This window comes from Pseudarthrobacter sp. TE9888 (genome assembly GCF_056279345.1).
In genome coordinates this window covers 1,507,136-1,526,426 of record NZ_JBWBRD010000002.1, presented here as the reverse complement: position 1 = coordinate 1,526,426, position 19,291 = coordinate 1,507,136, and the positions used below count along the sequence as shown (strand labels likewise).

Here is a 19,291-nt window from a genome sequence, read left to right as displayed (position 1 = left end):
ATCAGGCCTTTCTGCTGAGGAAATCGAGTGCTTTTTCGTTGAAACTGGCGGGGTCCTCCCACTGTGGCCAGTGGGCCGCGTTGCGGATCAGTGCCAATTCGCCGTCGGGAATGGCTGCTGCCAGGGTCTCTCCCGTGCCGACGCCTCCAGTTGGCTCGTGGTCCGTCCACACGAGCAGCGCCGGCACGGGAATGGCTGCATAGTCTTCCTTGGTCACCTGGTTCCGGGCCCGGATATCCGGAACCTGGAGCGCCATGATGTGCTCCATGGATGTGATGAAGCCGGGCCGCCCGTAGATGGCGCGGCGAACTTCCACCAACTCGTCCGTAATCTGCCCTGGATCATGGATGACCACTTGGAGCCGCGCCTTGACGTTCTCGTAGCTGGGGTCTTCCACTGCCCTGCGGCTGATCGGGCTGACCCGGTCCATGGACATTGGTCCCACCATCCGGCCCCCAGGGGCGCTCAGGATGATGGTGTGCAGTCGTTCGGGGTGGTGCGCGGCGAACTTGATGGCGATCCAGCCGCCCAGGGACTCCCCCAGGAGGTGCACCTTGTCCAAGCCGAGCACGTCCAGGAGTTCCAGCAGGTGCGCCTCGTAGTCAGGGATCTCCAGGTCGGCCTCAGCCAACGTCGTATAGCCATGCCCGGGGTAGTCGTAGCCGATGACCTTGTACTTCTGCGCCAGTGCACGGATGTTGTGCGTCCACGCTTCGATGTGCCCGCTGGTGCCGTTGAGCAGGACCACGGTTTGCTCACCGTCGCCAACGGTGAGGACCCGGGTCCGCCACGGACCTGCCTGAACATACTCGAGGGTGTGGGGAAGATCGGCAATCTCCCCCCACATTGTTTTCCGGGTCATGAGTCTTGGGGAATGGCAGCGGTGATCCCAAAGCCGGCACCCCAGGTCTTGACGGGCCAGTAGCGGTCAACCACCATGTCGTAATCGCCCGCCGTCGACAATGCGCTGAACGCTGCGATCCACGAACGCATCTCGTGGGCGGCGCTTCCGCCCTCGGCGATGAATTCGTCGTTGTCCCAGCTGTCTACGTCACTCAGGGAGCCCGAACGGAACACCTTGAGCAGTTTCTGGTCCCATTCCTCATTAAGGGGAGCGCTGGATGCGCGTCCTTCGGCAATTGCCTGGATGCCCTGGATGATCTTCCCTTCCCTGGCCGCCCGGTCCTCCTTCGACGGCGAGTAGGACACCAGCCGCTGCTGGACCGGCTCCGGCGAACCGTCGTACTCGGGAATCGGCGGGTTGTGTGAAAGTCCGCCGGATGCCACCAAAAGGACTCGCTTATCCAACTGCTGGGCAGCACGGCCCAAGGCCTCCCCCATCAAACGGATGCGCGCCATGGGGGTCAGGGGCTTACCGATCGCGTTCACGAAGACGGGAACGAACGGACGGGTGAAGCCGGCGCCGAAGAGGAATTCCAAGGGCTGCATGACGCCGTGGTCAACCTCCAGTCGCTCGGAGCGGGAGATGTCGATCCCCTGGGCGATGGTCAGTGCGTGCAGCTGCCGTGCTGTATCGGAATCGACGGGAAGCGGCCCCTCCCCGGTGCCGTAGTCACCGACGCCCACAGCCTGGGCACCAATGGCAAACGGCGGCATCATCGAGTACAGGACGCCGTTGAAGTGGTCCGGGCCGAAAATGACGGTGACGTCTGGCGCGAAGTCTTCAACGAATGAGCGGACCTCGCCCAGGGCTTCATTGATTTCCGCGAAGATGTTCCCGCCCGGATCGACGTTTCCAAATGACGGCGCGTGTGACAACGCGGCTAACGCAAGCGACATTGCTTTCCCTCTCAGTGACGTCGGCCACATCGGGCCGTTCCCTAGAGTGTAGATTCTAGATTCGACATTTTCAAGGGCGAAAGTGATTTAGGCCATGGGCGCATGCAGGGTCGGAGTCCAATGCGGCAGTGCGAAAGCGTTGCGTTCGCTGGCCTCAGATCCCGGACAAAGCATCCAGAGTGAAATCTATGTTCACTATTTAGGACACCGCCCAGTATGCTGGACGCATGACTTCCACCAAGACCGTGGCCATCGCCGTCCCGCTCGAAGCAGAGCTTGTGGACCAGATCCGTGCCGTGGACCCCTCAGCAACCGTCCTCTACCAGCAGGACCTCCTGCCGCCGGAACGATTCCCCGCGGACCACGCAGGGGATCCGGCCTTCAAACGGACGGATGAACAGGAGGAGCGCTACTGGGCAATGCTCAACAGCGCCGAGGTGCTGTACGGTTTCCCCAACGAGAGCCCTGACGGCCTGGCCCGCATCGCCCGGGAAAACCCGAAGCTGGAGTGGGTCCACGCGATGGCGGCCGGGGCAGGCGGAGCCGTCAAGGCGTCCGGACTGAGCCAGGATCTCCTGCAGAAGTTCAAGATCACCACCTCCGCCGGGGTCCACGCCCTGCCCCTCGCAGAGTTCGCAGCGATGGGAATCCTCAACGGCTTCAAACGCAGCGCCGAACTTGCCCAGGACCAGGCTGCAAAGGCCTGGCCCAGCCTGCGGATCCCCACCCGGCTGGTGAACGGATCGAACCTGGTCATCAGCGGCCTAGGTGAAATCGGGATGGAAACCGCCCGGATCGCCCGGGCGCTGGGCATGAACGTGAGCGGCACCAAGCGGACCGTGGAGCCCATCGACGGGATCGACCAGGTAGTGGACAACGCCGGCCTCCCTGCCCTCCTGGCCACGGCAGACGCCGTCGTCAACACCCTGCCCGGCACCGCCTACACGGAAAAGCTGTTCAACCGGGACCTGTTTGCCGCCATGAAGCCCGGGACCACCTTCGTCAACGTGGGCCGCGGAACCGTGGTGGACGAGGACGCGCTGCTGGAGGCACTGGACAACGGCCAGGTGGGCTACGCCTGCCTCGACGTCTTCGCCGTGGAGCCGCTGCCGCAGGACAGCCCCCTGTGGAACCACCCCAAAGTCATGGTCTCACCCCACACCTCGGCCCTCAGCGCCGCCGAGAACCGCCTCATCACGGAGAGGTTCTGCAGCAACCTCCGGACGTTCCTCGACGGCGGGGACCTCCCCCACCTCGTGGACACGGTCCATTTCTACTAAGACGGGGCAGAGAAGTGCGCATCGCCAGAATCCAAACAGCAACAGGCCCGCAGCACGCCGTTGAAAGCGACGGCACCTGGCACCACATCATCGACCCGTTTGAGGAAACCCACCGCTACACCGGCGGCACCACCCCGCACAGCGAGGCAACATTCCTCGCCCCGGTGAGGCCCGCCGTCGTCCTGGGCATTGGCCACAACCGCACCTTGAATGACCACCCCCTGCCCATCCAGGCGTGGCACAAGTCCGTCCACACCGTCGCCGGACCCGGCGACGCCATCACCGCGGTGCGCGGCCAAGGCACGGTCCACGCCGAGGGTGAACTCGCCGTCGTGATCGGCAGGACAGCCGCCAACCTGACCGTGGAGAACGCCCTGGAGCACGTCCTCGGCTACACGTGCGTCAACGACGTCACCAACGTGGACCAGAACGCGGTGGACGAGCGGAATTTCCAAGGCAAGTCAGGCGTCAACTACACGCCCCTGGGCCCGTGGATAGAAACCCAACTCCCGGATCCCGAAAAGGTGGCCATCGACGTTTACGTTAACGGAGCAGCGAAGGCCGCCTCCGGGACCTTCAACCTCCCCTCCACAGTGGTGGACTGCCTTGTGTACGTCACTTCCTGGCTCACCCTGGAACCAGGGGATGTGGTGATGACCGGCGCACCCGCCACAGTGGTGCCCGTCGAGCCCGGGGACCGGGTGGACATCGTCGTGGAGGGCATCGGCACACTGAGCAGCCTCGTGGCCTGACGGGAGGAGTGCGCCGACGCGGCACTTATGATGGATTGCGTTCAGTTGACTGAACGCAACCGCACTCTGCCTTGGCGACCTAAGGAGAATCATGGCCGATTCCCATATCCCCGCGTCATCCGACAAGCCGGGAGCCACCTCGCCGGCGCCGGCCGTTACGCGGGCAGCAGCCGTCCTGGATGCCCTCGCCGCCTCGGCTACCGGCCGCCTCACCCTGAGCGACCTCTCGCGCGAGGTGGGAATACCCAAGTCCTCCACCTCCAACCTCCTGCTGGCGCTGGAGGAGGCCCGGCTGATCAGCCGGCAGGGCTCGGAGTTCACCCTGGGCCGCAAGCTGGTGGAACTGGGCGCCGCGTATCTGGGCAGGATGGACGAGGTGCAGGAGTTCTACCGCTACTGCGAGCAGGCCTCCGTCCTGTCCCGCGAAACAGTGCGGATCGCCATGCTGGATGGCACCAACGTCATTTACCTTGCCCGGTATGAGGGCCACCCCGCGGTGCGGCTCACCTCCAATATCGGCGACAAGATGCCGGTGTCCCTGTGCGCCGTGGGCAAGGCCCTGATCGCTCGGCTGCGTGACCATGACCTGGAGGAAATGTTCCCGGACGACGCCGAACTGCCGGTCCTCACGCCCAAATCCCTGCGCACCGGCTCGGAACTGAAGGCGCAGCTGAAGGAGATCCGCGCGCAGGGGTTTGCCTTTGAGGATGAGGAATCCACCACCGGCGTGGTGTGCCTCGCCGTCTCCGTCCCCACCCGCGGCGCCCACGGCCCCAGCCTCGGCCTGTCCGTGACAGCCCTCAAGGCCACCTACACGCCGGAGCAGGGCTCGCAAATGGTCAAGGAACTGCAGGAACTGGCCCACTCCCTGGGCAACCCGATGGGCTAAGCGCGCCGGCCCGGGTGCCGTCCGTAAAAACAAACCGAAAACTGTTGCCAGCCGTTCAGCTTGCTGTATTGTGTTCAGCATAGTGATCGACACAACAGGTGTTGCCGCTATCCCACCAGGCCAACGGGGGCCTGGAGTGCATTAGAGGGAGTTTTCGTGACAACTCGTACTAACTCACCGCAGGCCACCACGGACGGCGCCACCGTCGATCCGGACCAGCTGCGAAGGGCAACTCTTGCCAGCTCCGTAGGGTCTGCCCTGGAGTACTACGACTTCTACATCTACGGCCTGGCCTCGGCCCTGATCTTCGGCCCGCTGTTCTTCGCGCCGCTCGGCGAGAGCGGAGCCGTTATCGCCTCCTTCGCCACGTACGGCGTCGGATTCGCGGCACGGCCCTTCGGCGGCGTGGTCTTCGGCCACATCGGCGACCGCTTCGGCCGCAAGATGGTGCTCATCCTGACCATCGGCCTGATGGGCCTGTCCAGCTGTGCCATTGGCCTCCTGCCCACCTTCGACCAGGCGGGAATGCTGGGGGCGGTGCTCCTGGTGACGCTGCGCATCCTCCAGGGCCTGGGCGCCGGCGCCGAGCAGGCTGGTGCCACCACCCTGATCTCCGAGGTGGCTCCGCGCCGTCGTCGTGGTTTCTTCGCTTCGCTGCCGTTCGTGGGCATCCAGCTGGGAACCCTCCTGGGCGCCGGCACCTTTGCCCTGATGGCCCTGGCGGACAAGCAGGTCCTGCAGGGCTGGCTGTGGCGCGTTCCGTTCCTGGCCAGCATCATCCTGATCGTGATTGCCGTCTTCATCCGCCTCCGGCTCAAGGAGACCCCGGTCTTCCAGGAACTGGAGAAGCACAAGGCCGTGGTCAAGAACCCGGTGGGCCAGATCTGGAAGCACTCCAAGAAGAACGTGCTGGTGGGCATTGGCCTCCGCATGGGCGAAAACGGCAACTCGTCCATCTACTCCGCGCTGCTGGTGTCCTTCATCAGCATGCCGGCCGGTGTCTTTCCCGGCGACAAGTTCATCGGCCCCACCGGCCTGCTGATCGCCGCGGGCTTCGCAGCGGTGCTGGTTGTTGCCTTCGGCGCCTTATCCGACCGCTTTGGCCGGGTTCCCGTGTACCGCTACGGCGCCCTCTTCCAGGCCGTCATCGCCCTGCCGGCCTTCTACCTGGTAACGCTCGGCAATGTGGCCCTGGTCTGGGTGGTCATGGTGGTGGGCATCGCCCTGGGCGTGCAGTCCATGCTTGGCCCGCAGTGCGCCCTGCTCCCGGAGCTCTTCGGCTCGCAGCACCGCTTCACCGGCGTTGCCCTGAGCCGTGAACTTTCCGCCGTACTGGCCGGCGGCTTCGCCCCGATGATCGGCGTTGCGCTGCTGGCGGCCACGAATCACTCCTGGCTGGTGCCCGCCCTGTACTCACTGGTCCTGGCGGGAATCTCGTTCGCCACCACGTTCTTCACTCCGGAAACCAACGGCCGCGACCTGGTGCTCGTGGAGGACGCCAAGTGACCATCGGCAACGCCGCGCCGGCGGACCCTGCGCCCAAACGCGCGGGGTTCGTCGGGCCGGGCTGATGGGGGCGCCGATGGCCGCCAACCTGCTCACGGCAGGGTGGCAGGTCACGGGCTGGAACCGCTCCCCCGCGGCCGTCAGACGCCTGGAGGCGCTGGGCGGGGCGGGTGCCAGCCACGTTGCGGACCTCCGCGATGAACCCGTCATCATCTTCATGCTCCCCGATCTCCCTGTCATCGAGGACGCTGCGGCGGGCCTCCTTGAGGCGTGGCGGGCGGCACCGCCCGCACCGGGAACACTCGTTGTAGTGATGAGCAGCGTGTCGCCCGTTGCGGTGCAGGCCTTCGGGCTCGCTGTTGCAGAGGCCAGCGGCGGGAACGCCTCGGTGCTGGACGCCCCGGTCAGCGGCGGAACGGACGGAGCGCAACGGGGAACCCTGGCCATCATGGCCGGCGGGTCCCCGGAAGACTTCGTCCGCGCCCTCCCGGCCTTGGAGGCAATGGGGACATCCGTCCGCCGGCTGGGTGGCCTGGGTGCCGGCTCGCTGGCCAAGGCGTGCAACCAGCTGATCGTGGGAACCACGACGGCGGCACTCGCCGAGGCTGCCGAGCTTGCGGAACGCTCGGGCCTGGACGTCAGAGCCCTCTTCGAAATCCTGGCCGGCGGCCTCGCCGCCAGCAGGGTGCTGGAGCTGGTGGGCCCCCGGCTTGCGGCAAAGGATTACACGCCGACAGGGCCGGCGAAGTTCATGCACAAGGACCTGTCCTTCGTACTGGAAAGCGCCGCGACTGCCCACACCGCCGCACCGATGGCCTCCGCCGGCGTCGACCTGTACGCGGAACTGGTGGCGCAGGGCCTGGGCGACCAGGACCTGGCCGTGGTGCGGCAGGCGCTCGCCAACCTGGGCACCGCCTCCCCGGGGGAGTCTCCGCACTGATTCCACTGTTCGCCTGGCCCCGTTGAACCGGCGCTTTCCAACCCGCCCGGGCTGCGGTCCAAACCGCGGGACCTCTGCTATATTCTGGTGTTTTCAGGCCTGGGCGCAGGGGAGCCGGGCGACAGCACGTCGAACGGCCCTTTATTGAAACCAAGCAGCAGGCACCCAGACTCCGCGCAGGGTAACGTCCAGCACACTGATTTCCTCAACTGCCCCACCGGATTCGTTGAGTACTACTTCGCGGACGGAGTCTTCCGCTGGTCGGACGGGCTGTACCGCATCTACGGGTACGAACGGGGCGAGGTGGTCCCGACCATGGAGATGGTTCTTCCCCACGTCGAGCCCGAAGACCGGCCAAGGGTGCAGGCCTACTGGGACCATGTGTCCACCCAGAGCGGACCGTCATCGATCTACCTGTCCATCCGGGACCGCAAGGACCACCAGCACAAGCTGCTCTATTCCGCCGACTACATCATGGACGGAGACACCCCGATCGGCGTCTGGGGCGTGGTGGTGGACCTCACCACCTCAATCCATACGGACCGGCACCAGCTCGCCACCGAGGCGGTGGCTGCCTCTGCCCTCAACCGGGCGGTCATCGAACAGGCCAAGGGCATCCTCATGGGCCGCACCGGTGTCACCGCCGACCAGGCCTACAGGCTCATCAGCCAGCTGAGCCAGGACACAAACCGCAAGGTCTACTCTGTTGCCCAGGACATCGTGGACCGTGCCACCGTCCGCGCCGGGGATCCGGACCAAAGCCACCCCCTGCTGTAACCGCAGGGAAGAACAGGCCTCCTACGCCGAAGTGGAGGCCAGCGAGTCCCGCAGTGCCGCGTCCGCGTCACGCAGGACCTTGGCGGCGACCTGAAGGCCCTCAATCCGGCCGAGCGAGACGTCCTCGTGCTCGATGTTGACCAGCCTCTCCGGGTCCACTTCGTGCAGGGCGCGCAGGAAGTCGGTCCAGTAGGCGGTGTCACGGCCGCGGCCCAGGGCCACAAAGTCCCAGGCAGAGTTCCGCGGCCATTCGTTGGCCCATTCGTCCCCGCCCAGGTTGGTGCGGTCCTCGTCCGGTGACAACCGGCGGAAGCTGTTGTCCAGCACCCCGTACAGCGCGGCATTTTCCTTGTTGATGCGCACGTCCTTGGCGGCAGCCTGGAACACCAGGGGACCGAGTTCCCGGACCACGGCCACCGGGTCCATCTGCTGCCAGAAGAGGTGGCTGGCGTCCAGTTCCACACCCACGTGCGTGGCGCCCGTGAGCCCAATCAGCTTCCGGACGTCGGCGGTGTTGAACACCAGGTTCTGCGGGTGCAGTTCCAGGGCCACCTTGACGTCGAGTTCGCGCGCCAGCTGGTCGATCTCCTTCCAGAACGTGGCCGCGATCTCCCACTGGTAGTCCAGGACGTCCAGTGCGGCCGAGTTCCAGGCATTGACGATCCAGTTGGAAACGGTTGCCCCGGGCTCGCCGCCGGGCAGGCCGGACATGGTGACCACCCGGTCCTGGCCCAGCCGGTGGGCCAGCCTGATGGCGCGGCGGATGTCCTCGGCGTGCTTTTCCCCGATCTCCGGGTTCGGGTGCAGGGGGTTGCCGTTGCAGTTCAGGCCGGCAATGGAAACGCCTGTCCCCTCGAACAACGCCAGGTAGTCATCACGCGCCGCGAGCTTTGGAGCGCCGGGCTGGGACCGCCGCTGTCCGCCTAGAGGGCCAGCCGCGGACCATCCGCCAGGACGGGCGCGGAACCGACCACGGGCAGGGCATCGGTGAATGCCTCGACGACGGCCAGCTGGCCAGTGGAGTCCGGGACGCCGGGGTACTGGACATGCGCAACCTCGGCCGGCTCGGCGGCAGCTTCCTCCGACCGCATGCGGACCAGTGCCACCGCAGAGATCAGGAACCAGGCGATATTGGTGACCACTGAGGGCCAGGCGCCGTGGAGTGTCCCGTTGATGATGAAGGCAACCGAGCCGAACAGGTTGGCCGTCTGGAAGCCCTTCCCGGCCTTCAGCCACCCCATGGACACGGCCAGATATGCACTGAGAATCGCAACAGCGCCTGCCCAGCCGGCAATTTCCCACAGCAGTTCCATGGCGTCCTTCCAAGGTGGTGCCCGCGCCGTATCAGGGCAGGGCTGAAGAGGTGGTTCAAGGTTGGGTTTCGCCGGATGCCGTTCCGTGGGAACCTGCATCATCCAGCTCTGCGTTGACTCGAGCCCTTCGGGCGAGGACCTCTTACGCTGGCCGGCGGCATAATCATATCCCGCGCCGGGACACGGCTTTTACCGCCGAAACGTGATACTCCCCACGTCTGGACAAGGCCCGCTCGGCGTAGCACGATCGAAGCTGTGACCAGCAGTCCCGCACCCGATCCCTACCTCCGCGAACTCACCCAGCTGAGGCGCGTCAAAGACCGGGTGGACCGCGAATATGCCCAGCCGCTGGACGTCGAATCCCTTGCCAGGGATGTCCATATGTCGGCCGGCCACTTCAGCCGCCGCTTCAAGCTGGCCTACGGCGAATCCCCCTACAGCTACCTCATGACCCGCAGGATCGAGCGGGCCATGGCGCTGCTCCGCAAAGGCGACCTCAGCGTCACCGAGGTGTGCTTCGCCGTCGGCTGTTCCTCGCTGGGCACCTTCAGCACCCGCTTCAGCGAACTGGTGGGCATGGCGCCGAGCGTCTACAAGCAGGAGGCAGCGGAGTCGACGGCGGGGATCCCGGCCTGCGTGGCGAAACAGGTCACCAGACCGGTCAGGAATCGAGAAGCGCCGGCCGGTGAGCCGTCACTAGCATGACTGGCATGGACATCAACATTTCTTCCACCTTCCTTCCCGCCACCGATCCGGACGCGTCCCTCGCCTTTTACCGGGACGCGCTCGGCTTCGAAATCCGCAACGACGTGGGCCGAGGCACCATGCGTTGGATCACCGTGGGCCCCGCCGGCCAGAAGGACGTCTCCATCGTCCTGCACCCGCCGGCAGTGGACCCGGGCATCACCGAGGACGAGCGCCGCACCATCACCGAGATGATGGCCAAGGGCACCTACGCCACCATCGTCCTGTCCTCCCCCAACGTGGACGCTGCGTTCGCCAAGGTGGAGGCAACCGGCGCGGACGTCGTCCAGGAACCCATCGACCAGCCCTACGGCATCCGGGACTGCGCCTTCCGCGACCCCGCCGGCAACACGGTCCGGATTAACCAGCAGCCTTAGGCATATAAACAAGCACGTATATAACGGACGACGCCGAAACGGGGCTGCCAGCGCAGCCCCGCTCCGGCGCCGCTCCAGGAAGAAGGGGGACACCTTGAGCACGGAAGCAGATACGGAAACCACCCAGGCGGCGCACGTTGCCGACAGCCACGACCTGATCCGGGTGCAGGGCGCACGGGAAAACAACCTCAAGGACGTGAGCCTGGAGCTGCCCAAACGCCGCCTGACCGCGTTCACGGGTGTCTCCGGCTCAGGGAAGAGTTCCCTGGTGTTCGCCACCATCGCCGCCGAATCACAGCGGATGATCAACGAAACCTACAGCGCCTTCGTCCAGGGGTTCATGCCCAGCCTGGCAAGGCCTGACGTGGACCGGCTGGAGGGCCTGACCACGGCCATCATCGTGGACCAGGAGCGGATGGGGGCCAACCCGCGCTCCACCGTGGGCACTGCCACCGACGCCAACGCCATGCTGCGGATCCTCTTCAGCCGGCTGGGGAAGCCCTATGTCGGCCCGCCCACGGCGTTCTCCTTCAACGTGCCCACCCGCAAGGCCAGCGGCATCATGAGCACGGAGAAGGGCGGCCGGGTGGAGAAGAACGTGGTCCGCCAGGTCACCTACCTGGGCGGCATGTGCCCGCGCTGCGAGGGCATGGGGAACATCAGCGACATCGACCGGACCGCCCTCTACGACGACTCGAAGTCCCTTTCCGAGGGCGCGCTCACCGTTCCCGGCTACTCCATGGATGGCTGGTACGGCCGCCTCTTCGAGGGCATGGGCCTGCCCATGGACAAGCCCATCGCCAAATTCACGGCCAAGCAGCTGGACACGATGCTGTACGCCGAGCCCACCAAGATCAAGGTGGAAGGCGTCAACCTCACGTTCGAGGGCGTGATCCCCAAGATCCAGAAGTCCATGCTCTCCAAGGACGTGGAGGCCATGCAGCCGCATGTGAAGCGGTTCGTGGAGCGTGCCGTCACGTTCGCCACCTGCCCGGACTGCGGCGGAACGCGGCTCACGCCGGAGGTGCTCAACTCGCGGATCAACGGCAAGAACATCGCCGAGCTGTGCACCATGCAGATCAGCGACCTGGCGCAGTGGGTCCGCGGCCTGGACGAACCATCAGTCCGGCCGCTGCTCGCCGGGCTGCGGGACCTGCTGGATTCGTTCGCCGGGATCGGCCTGGGCTACCTGTCGCTGGACCGGCCGGCGGGTACCCTCTCCGGCGGCGAGGCGCAGCGGACCAAGATGATCCGGCACCTGGGCTCCTCCCTGACCGATGTCACCTACGTTTTCGATGAGCCGAGCATCGGCCTGCACCCGCACGACATCGAACGGATGAACACGCTCCTGCTGCAGCTGCGGGACAAAGGCAACACCGTCCTGGTGGTGGAGCACAAACCGGAGATGATCGCCATCGCCGACCACGTCGTCGACCTCGGTCCCAAGGCCGGCACCGCCGGCGGCGAGATCGTGTACGAGGGCGATGTGGACGGGCTGCGTTCCAGCGGCACCATCACCGGCCGGCACCTGGACGACCGCGCCCGGCTGAAGGATTCCTTCCGGAACGCCACGGGCGCCCTGGAGGTCCGTGGCGCGTCGACCAACAACCTGCAGGACGTCGACGTTGATGTGCCGCTGGGCGTGCTCTGCGTGGTGACGGGCGTGGCCGGGTCCGGCAAGAGCTCCCTCATCCACGGCTCGCTGGCAAAGCGCGAGGGCGTGGTCGTCATCGACCAGGGGGCCATCAAAGGCTCACGGCGGAGCAATCCGGCCACCTACACGGGGCTGCTGGAGCCCATCCGGAAGGCGTTCGCCAAGGCCAACGGCGTGAAGCCGGCACTGTTCAGCTCGAATTCCGAGGGCGCCTGCCCCACCTGCAACGGCGCCGGGGTGATCTTCACCGAACTGGGCGTCATGGCCACCGTGGAGTCCACCTGCGAAGACTGCGAGGGCCGCCGCTTCCAGCCCGCCGTGCTCGAATACACCCTGGGCGGCCAGAACATTGCGGATGTCCTGGACATGTCCGTGGACGCGGCATTGGCCTACTTTGCCGAGGGGGACGCCAAAACGCCCGCCGCGCACAAGGTCCTGGAACGCCTGGCGGATGTGGGCCTGGGCTACATTTCACTGGGCCAGCCGCTGACCACCCTGTCCGGCGGCGAGCGCCAGCGGCTGAAGCTGGCTACCCAGATGGCTGAGTCCGGGGATGTCTACATCCTTGATGAGCCCACGGTGGGTTTGCACCTGGCGGACGTGGAACAGCTGCTGGGGCTCCTGGACCGGCTGGTCGACTCCGGGAAGTCCGTCATCGTCATCGAGCACCACCAGGCGGTGATGGCGCACGGCGACTGGATCATCGACATCGGTCCGGGAGCAGGGCACGACGGCGGCAGGATTGTCTTCGAGGGCACCCCGGCTGACCTGGTGGCCGGGCGGGCCACGCTCACCGGCCAGCATCTGGCGGCCTACGTCGGAGCGTAAAGCGGGCGGCTGGCCCTGCCGGGGACGCTGCGTCAGCGGCTGCCCGGCAGCTGGCCCAGGAAGCTGACGGTGGCGGTTCCAATCTGCTGCTGGGCGCCGCCGCGGCTGATGCCGGGGTCGCCGTCGCCCGGCTGTGCGCCGTAGTCACCGAAGAAAGCGTGCACTCCGCCCTGCACGGCGATGAACTCGGTGTCCGCCGGCAGGAGGTCCCTGGAGGCCTGGATCTTCTCCGGCGTGCTGAGGCCATCCTTGGTCCCGGAGACGGACAGCACTGCCAGGCCGGCCCGTCCCTGCAGCGACTCCACCGGGTAGGAGGCATACAGGACCAGCCCGGAAATGTCCGTGTTGTGGAGGGCGAATGATGAGGCCGCCACCCCACCCAGGGAGTGGCCGCCCACCGCCCAGCTGGTGATGTCCGGGTTGTCCTGGATGGCACTGCGGGCCTGGTTCCCGTCCAGCAGGCTGAGCCCGAGCGGCTCCTTCAGGATAACCACCCGGTACCCCGCGCCCACCACGGGACCCAGGACGTCCTGGTAGGCCCGGGCGTCCACCCGCGCGCCCGGGTAGAAGACCAGCCCCCTGGTGGTCCTGGCTCCCTCGGCCGACATGGTGATGGCGGTGCTGGTTTCGCTGACGGTGAGGTCCGACGCCGGCCCGGCCTCCGCCGTCGGCCCCGGCTGGTAGGCGAAGGGGTTGAGCCAGGCGAGCCCGGCGGCAACCGCCAGGACGGCCAGCCTGCCGGCCCACGCGCCGATGGCGCGCACACGCGAGCGGTGCCGTGGCACATCGCGGCGGCGCCAGAGCAGGACTGCCCAGGCTGCACCGGCGGCGGCAGCGGCCAGCAGGATGCCCGGCAGCAGCGGATGGCCGCCCAGGACGGCGGGGTTGCCTGCCAGCATCCACAGGGCGACCCCCATCAGGGCGGCAGCGCAAGCCACTGATGCCCAGAACAGGGCCGTCCGTTTCCTGGGCGGCGCACAGGCTTGGCCGGCCGGTGAGGTCTTCATGGTTCCTGATCCTTCCATCCGGCGGCAGGATTTCAATGCCGGCTGGCCTACGCTGGCCGTATGCCCGAAATGTTCCGGTACGACGTCGAGATCCTGCACCTGCTGGTCTCCCCTGCGCACGCGTACTTTGGCCGCGCCCGTGACGGCGCCGCCGATGTCCCTACCGCTGATGCCCGGCAGGCTGAGGTGGTGGCCGGCAAGGGCATCGTGGGCGACCGTTTCTTCGGGAAGGCCGCGCACATGGATGCTGCGGTGACCCTGTTCGCCGTCGAATCCCTTGAGGCCATCGCTGCCGAACTGCGCGCGGCGCCATTCGATCCGCTGCTGACCCGCCGGAACGTGATCCTGCGCGGAGCCCAGCTGCCGCCGCTGCTGGGGCAGGACTTCGTGCTGGAATCCGGCGGCTGCGCGGTGACCCTGCACGGCGGCCGGCACGCCCAGCCCTGCGCGTGGATGAATGAAATGCTCGCCCCCGGCGCCCACCCTGCCATGCGCGACCGCGGCGGCATCCGCTGCCGCGCCGTCTCCAGCGGCTTCCTGCACCGGGGTCCTGCCGTGCTGGTCAGCCCGGTGCCGCTGGACCCTGCCCAGGCAGGCGAGGCCAGCGTCCTGCGGCCGTCGCGGCTGCCGTAGCAGGCGCCCGGCCGGACGGGCCCCTACCGTTTCCGGTGGATGGACTTGTAGCTCAGGTAGGCGTTGAGGCCCTCGATCCCGTACTCGGTGCCCAGCCCGGAGTCGTGCCGGCCGCCGAACGGGGCGGAGTGGTTGGAGGCGAAGAAGTTCAGTCCCACCGATCCCGTGTCCATGCGGTCCGCCACGGCGAGCGCGGCGTCCTCGTCCCGGCCAAACACCAGGCCGCCCAGTCCGAACTCGGTGTTGTTCGCCAGTGCCACTGCCTCCTCGACGCTGCCGCCGGCGTCGTTGTATTTGAGGATGGTGATCACCGGCCCGAAGATCTCCTCCCGGGCTATCCGCATGTCCGGGGTGACGTCAGCGAACACCGTGGGCTCAATGAAGTAGCCGTCCTCCAGCCCTCCGGCCAGCGACGCAGCGCGTCCTCCGGTGGTGGCCCGGGCACCTTCAGCCAGCCCGGACTCGACGTATTCCATGACCGTCCGGTACTGCGCTTCGGTGGCGCAGGGGCCAAACATCGTGTCCGGATCCAGGGGGTCGCCCTGCTTCCCGGCGGCGATGGTGGCCGTGACCATGTCCACCACCTCGTCATACCGGCTGGCCGGGGCCAGGATGCGGGTGGAGATGTAGCAGGTCTGCCCGGTGTTGCGCATGGAGGACTTGACCAGGACCCGGGACATGGCGTCCAGGTCCGCGTCCGGCAGCACGATCGCGCTGGACTTGCCGCCCAGCTCCAGCGTGACCGGGCGCAGCAGCTCACCGCAGGCCGCGGCGATCTTCCGGCCCACGGGGGTGGAGCCGGTGAATGCCACCTTGGCCACCCCCGGGTGCTTGACCAGTACGTCGCCCAGCCGGCCGGAGCCGGTGACCAGGTTGACGACGCCGGCGGGGACGCCTGCTGCGGCGATGGCGTCAATAATCACCCGGATGGACAGCGGGGTGGGTGACGCCGGTTTGATCACCACGGTGCAGCCGGCCAGCAGCGCCGGTGCCAGCTTGATCATCACCAGGTTGATGGGAAAGTTCCACGGGGCGATCAGGGCGCAGACGCCCAGGGGATCGCGCCGCACCACGGATTCGCCGCCGCCGCGGGGGAAGGGACGGACGTCCTCCTGTTCCAGGTATCCGGCCAGGGTGGCGAAGTAGCGCAGGATCCCGGCGGCGTTGGCGGCGGCGCCTGAGGATTCGGCCACCGGGGATCCGTTCTCCCGGGAATTGGTCAGGGAGAGTTCGTCGGCGCGCTTCTCCACTTCATCGGCGATCCGGAGCAGGTAGGCGGCCCGCTCGGACGGCGCCAGCCGGGGCCATTCGCCGTCGAAAGCCTGTTGGGCGGAGCCGACGGCGGCGTCCACGTCCTCCGGCGTGCCGTCGGGGACCGAACCCCAGACTTCGCCGGTGGCGGGGTCGGTCACCGGGTTCCGGCCGGTGCCCCGGGAGGGCTGCCAGGCGGCGTCGACGTAGATGGTGTCCACGTGGGTGTGCGGCAGGGCCAGGCCGGACCGCGTGGCCAGGGCCGGTGCGCCCGCCGGTGCGTCATGCGTGGCGGAGGTCATCGGATCACCGCCGTCTTCAGCAGGGCGTTAGACCTGGCCAGGTCCGCGGTGGCCATCTCGAGGGCGGCCCCGGTGATGAGCTCGGGGATGATCTCGGCAGCCAGCCGGTCCGTGTAAGTGGCGGGATCCATGCCGAACCAGGAAGAGGCCAGGGCGATGCCGGCGTGGTCGAACCGCCATAGCCTGTCGGCGTCACGCATCAGCGCGTCCTCGAGGGAGCGGGCCACGGGCCTGGTGTCGTGACCGTCGATGATTGCGCAGACCTGCTCCACGAATCCGGGGGCATAGCCCAGGCCGGGAAGGACCCGGCGGGCCACGTCGCAGCCCTGCTTTTCGTGCTCATAGCGGATGGTGGCCTTGCGCCAGTCCCCCGTGAACCCTTCCGAGAGGATCCGGGACTCATCCACGTGGGCCCAGCCGGTGTCATGCAGCAGCGTGGCCACCCGCACCAGTTCCGCATCCGCCTCCGGGTAGGCGCGGCACAGCCGTTCGGCGAAGGCAAGGGAGATGGGCAGGTGGATGTCGTTGCCGCGGGCCCGGGTCTCGTGGACCACGGCCTTCCAGAGCGCGTCGAGCGAGTCCAGGGCCGCGGGGGTGCCGGCAATGGGAGTGGTGTCCACGGGTCCTGCGGCGGGGATGGGGCGGACGCTGTATTCGGCGGCGAAGGCATCGGCCAGGGCGTCGCCCGTGTCCGGTGCGGTGCCGGGGGCGCTGCCGGCGGCAATGCCGGGCTCCGCCGGGGCAAACGGCGTCTTGGGGGTGCTCATAATGCTCCTTCGGGTTGGCTGGCCTGGCGGCTAGCTGTCCGTGGTGATGGTCTTGAGTTGGGTGCCGGGGTCAGCGGCGGCCTCGGCCGGAATGTTGAGGCCCTTGGCGAGCGCGTTCTTGACGGCCATGAAGTCCAGCGGCGCGTTGACGCAGTCCGCGGCGATGATGCGGCCCTGGCGGTAGTAGAGGACGCTGAATTTTCCGCGTTCCCGGTCGTTCCGGACTACGGTCCGGTCGTAGCCGTTGCACAGGCCGGCGATCTGCAGCTTGAGGTCCGCCTGGTTGGACCAGAACCACGGGATTCCGGCGTACTCCTCGCGCCGTCCGGTCAGGGAATACGCGGCCACCTTGGCGTGCTCGATGGCGTTGTTGACGCTTTCCAGCCGGATCCGTTCCCCGGGCTCGGAGCCGGGAACGGGGTTGGGCATGTTGGCGACGTCCCCCACGGCCACCGTGGTGCCGTCGGAGGCCAGCGCGAACCGGTCCACCACCACGCCGTTGTCCACGGCCAGGCCCAGCTGTTCCGCCAGTTGGGTGTTGGGAATGACACCGATGCCGATCAGGACGATCTGTGCCGGCAGTACCGTCCCGTCCTGGAGCTCGACGGCGGCAACCCGGGTGCCGCCGTCGTCAGCGGTGAAGCGCGCCGCACTGGTGTTGAGCCGGATGTCGAGGCCGCGGGAGCGGTGGGCCTGCAGGAAGTATTCGGCGGTTTCCTCCCCGACGGCCCTGCCCACCAGCCGCGGCCCGAACTCGAGCACGGTGACATTTTTCGCCATCTTCTGCAGGCTGGACGCGGCCTCGAGGCCGATGAACCCGCCGCCGATCACCACCACATCCGTGGCGTCGCCCACTTTTGCCTTCAGTGCCAGGGCGTCGTCGGCGTTGCGGAGGTAGAGCACACCGTCCAGGCCGCTGCCCTCGATCTCCAGTTTCCGGGCGCGGGCGCCTACAGTGAGGGCCAGCCGCTTGAACGGAAACTCCCGGCCCGAGGACGCATGTGCCACTCCGGAGCCGTCCGCTTCCTTGTCGATCCGGACGATGTATTCGCCTTTGACCAGGTCCACGTTGTGCTCGGCCCAGTAGTCGTTGGACCGGAAGATGAGGGATTCGCTTTCCACGGTGCCCTGCAGGAACTCCTTGGACAGCGCCGGCCGCTGGTAGGGCCGGTGGTCCTCGTCCCCCAGCAGGGTGATGTGTTCGTCGAAGCCGAGCGCCCGGAGCGATACGGCCAGCTGCACGCCGGACTGGCTGGCGCCGATGATCAGGAGCCCGGTCCTGGTGGGGACCGTGGCCGTTCCGGCTTCCTGCTCCACTGCCTGCGTTCCCATGGCTACACCTGGGTTTCGGGGGTGGTGACGAACAGTTCGAGCTCCTCGGTCAGGCGGAGCTGGCAGGACAGCCGGGAGTTGTCCTCACGGTCCACGGCGGTGCCGTAGAGCATCTCGTCCTCCATGTCCTCCATGGGAGGAAGTTGCGAAGCGCAGTCCTCGCGGACGAAGACGTGGCAGGTGGCGCAGGACAGCGAGCCGCCGCATTCGGCCACGATGCCGGGGACGCCGTTGCGCACCGCGGTTTCCATGACCGAATCGCCTGCATTGCCTTCGACGTCCCGGACGGTGCCTTCTGCGTCGGTGAAGTGAACCGTTGGCATTGTGGTCCTCCTTGGTTGAAGTTGGTTGGGTGGTGGCGGGGGTGGCCGGTCAGATGAACTGCCGGCCGCCGTCCACCACCATGGTCTGGCCGGTGTAGTAGGAGCTGTCCGGCCCGGCGAGGAACAGGGCGGCGCCCACGATGTCCTCGGGCTGGCTGGCGCGCTTGATGGCCCCGCGGTCCACGCCGTAGTTCTCGGCGTTTTCCATGAGCCCGTAGCTGGCTTCGGTGAGCGTGAACCCCGGGGCGATGGCGTTCACCGTGATCCCCCGCCGGCCCAGTTCCTTGGCCATGACCCGGGTGAGTGCCACCACCCCGCCCTTGGAGGCGACGTAGTGCGCCCATTGCTCGGAGCCGCTGAAGATCGTGGCGCTGGAGAGGTTGATGACGCGGCCGCCTTCGGCCAGGTAGGGGCTCGCGGCGCGGGTCACCAGCCAGGGTCCCTTGAGGTTGACGTTCATCACCAGGTCCCACTCGGCCGGATCGATGTCCTCGAAGCGGCTGCGGGTCACCCCCGCGTAGACCGCCGCGTTGTTGAGGACGACGTCGATGCGCCCGTTTCCGAACTCCGCGCAGCTTGCGGCGAGCTGCTCCGTGGAGTCCAGGTCGGTCACGTCGGCGGCGAAGGCAGCGGCGCGGGCGCCGGCTTCCCGGACCAGCTTGGCGGTCTGCTCAGCACCTTCGAGGTTGATGTCGGCCACCGCCACCCGGTAGCCGCGGCCGGCGAAGCCGAGCGCAAACGCCCTTCCCAGCCCGCCGGCGGCTCCCGTGATGAGGACCGTTCTTTCATTCATGTCCTCAGTGGAATATTCTCCTG

The 19,291-nt window shown here is 67.1% G+C and carries 18 protein-coding genes and 2 pseudogenes; 10 read left to right on the top strand and 10 right to left on the bottom strand.

Annotated features, from left to right (window positions below):
• Position 1 precedes the first annotated feature (1 nt).
• Together ACZ9J7_RS07695 and ACZ9J7_RS07690 are read right to left on the bottom strand one after the other, a co-directional pair.
• Positions 2-862: an alpha/beta fold hydrolase gene (locus tag ACZ9J7_RS07695; protein ID WP_476208349.1), complete on the bottom strand. Its 861-nt coding sequence runs from the start codon at positions 860-862 to the stop codon at positions 2-4.
• Positions 859-1,800, bottom strand: coding sequence for a 3-carboxyethylcatechol 2,3-dioxygenase (locus ACZ9J7_RS07690; RefSeq protein WP_476208347.1), 942 nt, complete (start codon positions 1,798-1,800; stop codon positions 859-861). The genes ACZ9J7_RS07695 and ACZ9J7_RS07690 overlap by 4 nt, the downstream gene beginning before the upstream one ends.
• 227 nt (positions 1,801-2,027) lie before the next feature.
• Between ACZ9J7_RS07690 and ACZ9J7_RS07685 the strand changes: the two genes are divergently transcribed.
• The 6 genes and pseudogenes from ACZ9J7_RS07685 to ACZ9J7_RS07660 all read left to right on the top strand — a co-directional run bounded on the left by ACZ9J7_RS07685 (position 2,028) and on the right by ACZ9J7_RS07660 (position 7,944).
• Positions 2,028-3,080: a D-2-hydroxyacid dehydrogenase gene (locus ACZ9J7_RS07685; protein ID WP_476208346.1), complete on the top strand. Its 1,053-nt coding sequence runs from the start codon at positions 2,028-2,030 to the stop codon at positions 3,078-3,080.
• A gap of 14 nt (positions 3,081-3,094) precedes the next feature.
• Entirely contained in the window at positions 3,095-3,832 is a 738-nt protein-coding gene (locus ACZ9J7_RS07680; protein WP_476208344.1) for a fumarylacetoacetate hydrolase family protein, read from the top strand.
• A 91-nt stretch (positions 3,833-3,923) separates the two neighbouring features.
• Entirely contained in the window at positions 3,924-4,721 is a 798-nt protein-coding gene (locus ACZ9J7_RS07675; protein ID WP_476208342.1) for an IclR family transcriptional regulator, read from the top strand.
• 156 nt (positions 4,722-4,877) lie between these two features.
• Positions 4,878-6,227 (top strand): MFS transporter, encoded by a 1,350-nt coding sequence (locus tag ACZ9J7_RS07670; protein WP_476208340.1) that lies wholly within the window; start codon positions 4,878-4,880, stop codon positions 6,225-6,227.
• Between the two features lie 2 nt (positions 6,228-6,229).
• A pseudogene (locus ACZ9J7_RS07665) lies at positions 6,230-7,167 on the top strand (NAD(P)-dependent oxidoreductase).
• Positions 7,168-7,311: 144 nt separating this feature from the next.
• Positions 7,312-7,944: an ANTAR domain-containing protein gene (locus ACZ9J7_RS07660; RefSeq protein ID WP_476208339.1), complete on the top strand. Its 633-nt coding sequence runs from the start codon at positions 7,312-7,314 to the stop codon at positions 7,942-7,944.
• A gap of 21 nt (positions 7,945-7,965) precedes the next feature.
• Here the strand turns inward: ACZ9J7_RS07660 and ACZ9J7_RS07655 are convergent.
• Together ACZ9J7_RS07655 and ACZ9J7_RS07650 are read right to left on the bottom strand one after the other, a co-directional pair.
• Positions 7,966-8,829: pseudogene (locus ACZ9J7_RS07655) on the bottom strand (sugar phosphate isomerase/epimerase family protein); the annotation flags it as partial.
• Positions 8,830-8,867: 38 nt separating this feature from the next.
• Positions 8,868-9,257, bottom strand: coding sequence for a CBU_0592 family membrane protein (locus tag ACZ9J7_RS07650; protein ID WP_476208337.1), 390 nt, complete (start codon positions 9,255-9,257; stop codon positions 8,868-8,870).
• A gap of 255 nt (positions 9,258-9,512) precedes the next feature.
• On the opposite strand from ACZ9J7_RS07650, the gene ACZ9J7_RS07645 reads away from it, so the two are divergent.
• The 3 genes from ACZ9J7_RS07645 (at position 9,513) to ACZ9J7_RS07635 (ending at position 12,860) form a co-directional block, all read left to right on the top strand.
• The gene (locus ACZ9J7_RS07645) at positions 9,513-9,962 is read left to right on the top strand and encodes a helix-turn-helix transcriptional regulator (protein WP_476208335.1); all 450 of its coding nucleotides are present in this window, start codon (positions 9,513-9,515) and stop codon (positions 9,960-9,962) included.
• Positions 9,959-10,378 carry a VOC family protein gene (locus ACZ9J7_RS07640; protein ID WP_476208334.1) on the top strand — a complete coding sequence of 140 codons (420 nt, stop codon included), beginning with the start codon at positions 9,959-9,961 and terminating at the stop codon, positions 10,376-10,378. The genes ACZ9J7_RS07645 and ACZ9J7_RS07640 overlap by 4 nt, the downstream gene beginning before the upstream one ends.
• Before the next feature lie 94 nt (positions 10,379-10,472).
• A complete protein-coding gene (locus ACZ9J7_RS07635) occupies positions 10,473-12,860 on the top strand; it encodes an ATP-binding cassette domain-containing protein (RefSeq protein ID WP_476208333.1) in 2,388 nt (795 codons plus the stop codon).
• A 32-nt stretch (positions 12,861-12,892) separates the two neighbouring features.
• Here ACZ9J7_RS07635 and ACZ9J7_RS07630 read toward each other — a convergent pair whose 3' ends face one another.
• Entirely contained in the window at positions 12,893-13,867 is a 975-nt protein-coding gene (locus ACZ9J7_RS07630; protein WP_476208332.1) for an alpha/beta hydrolase, read from the bottom strand.
• 60 nt (positions 13,868-13,927) lie between these two features.
• Between ACZ9J7_RS07630 and ACZ9J7_RS07625 the strand changes: the two genes are divergently transcribed.
• Positions 13,928-14,500, top strand: coding sequence for an MOSC domain-containing protein (locus ACZ9J7_RS07625; protein ID WP_476208331.1), 573 nt, complete (start codon positions 13,928-13,930; stop codon positions 14,498-14,500).
• 23 nt (positions 14,501-14,523) lie between these two features.
• Here ACZ9J7_RS07625 and ACZ9J7_RS07620 read toward each other — a convergent pair whose 3' ends face one another.
• The 5 genes from ACZ9J7_RS07620 to ACZ9J7_RS07600 are packed head-to-tail and all read right to left on the bottom strand — an operon-like array spanning position 14,524 to position 19,268.
• Entirely contained in the window at positions 14,524-16,053 is a 1,530-nt protein-coding gene (locus ACZ9J7_RS07620; RefSeq protein WP_476208329.1) for an aldehyde dehydrogenase family protein, read from the bottom strand.
• Positions 16,050-16,820: an HD domain-containing protein gene (locus ACZ9J7_RS07615; RefSeq protein WP_476208328.1), complete on the bottom strand. Its 771-nt coding sequence runs from the start codon at positions 16,818-16,820 to the stop codon at positions 16,050-16,052. Before ACZ9J7_RS07615 ends, ACZ9J7_RS07620 begins: the two co-directional genes overlap by 4 nt.
• A 30-nt stretch (positions 16,821-16,850) precedes the next feature.
• A complete protein-coding gene (locus ACZ9J7_RS07610; RefSeq protein WP_476208326.1) occupies positions 16,851-18,152 on the bottom strand; it encodes an NAD(P)/FAD-dependent oxidoreductase in 1,302 nt (433 codons plus the stop codon).
• A gap of 2 nt (positions 18,153-18,154) precedes the next feature.
• Positions 18,155-18,475: a 2Fe-2S iron-sulfur cluster-binding protein gene (locus ACZ9J7_RS07605; RefSeq protein WP_286400767.1), complete on the bottom strand. Its 321-nt coding sequence runs from the start codon at positions 18,473-18,475 to the stop codon at positions 18,155-18,157.
• Positions 18,476-18,524: 49 nt separating this feature from the next.
• A complete protein-coding gene (locus ACZ9J7_RS07600) occupies positions 18,525-19,268 on the bottom strand; it encodes an SDR family NAD(P)-dependent oxidoreductase (protein ID WP_476208323.1) in 744 nt (247 codons plus the stop codon).
• Positions 19,269-19,291 lie beyond the last annotated feature (23 nt).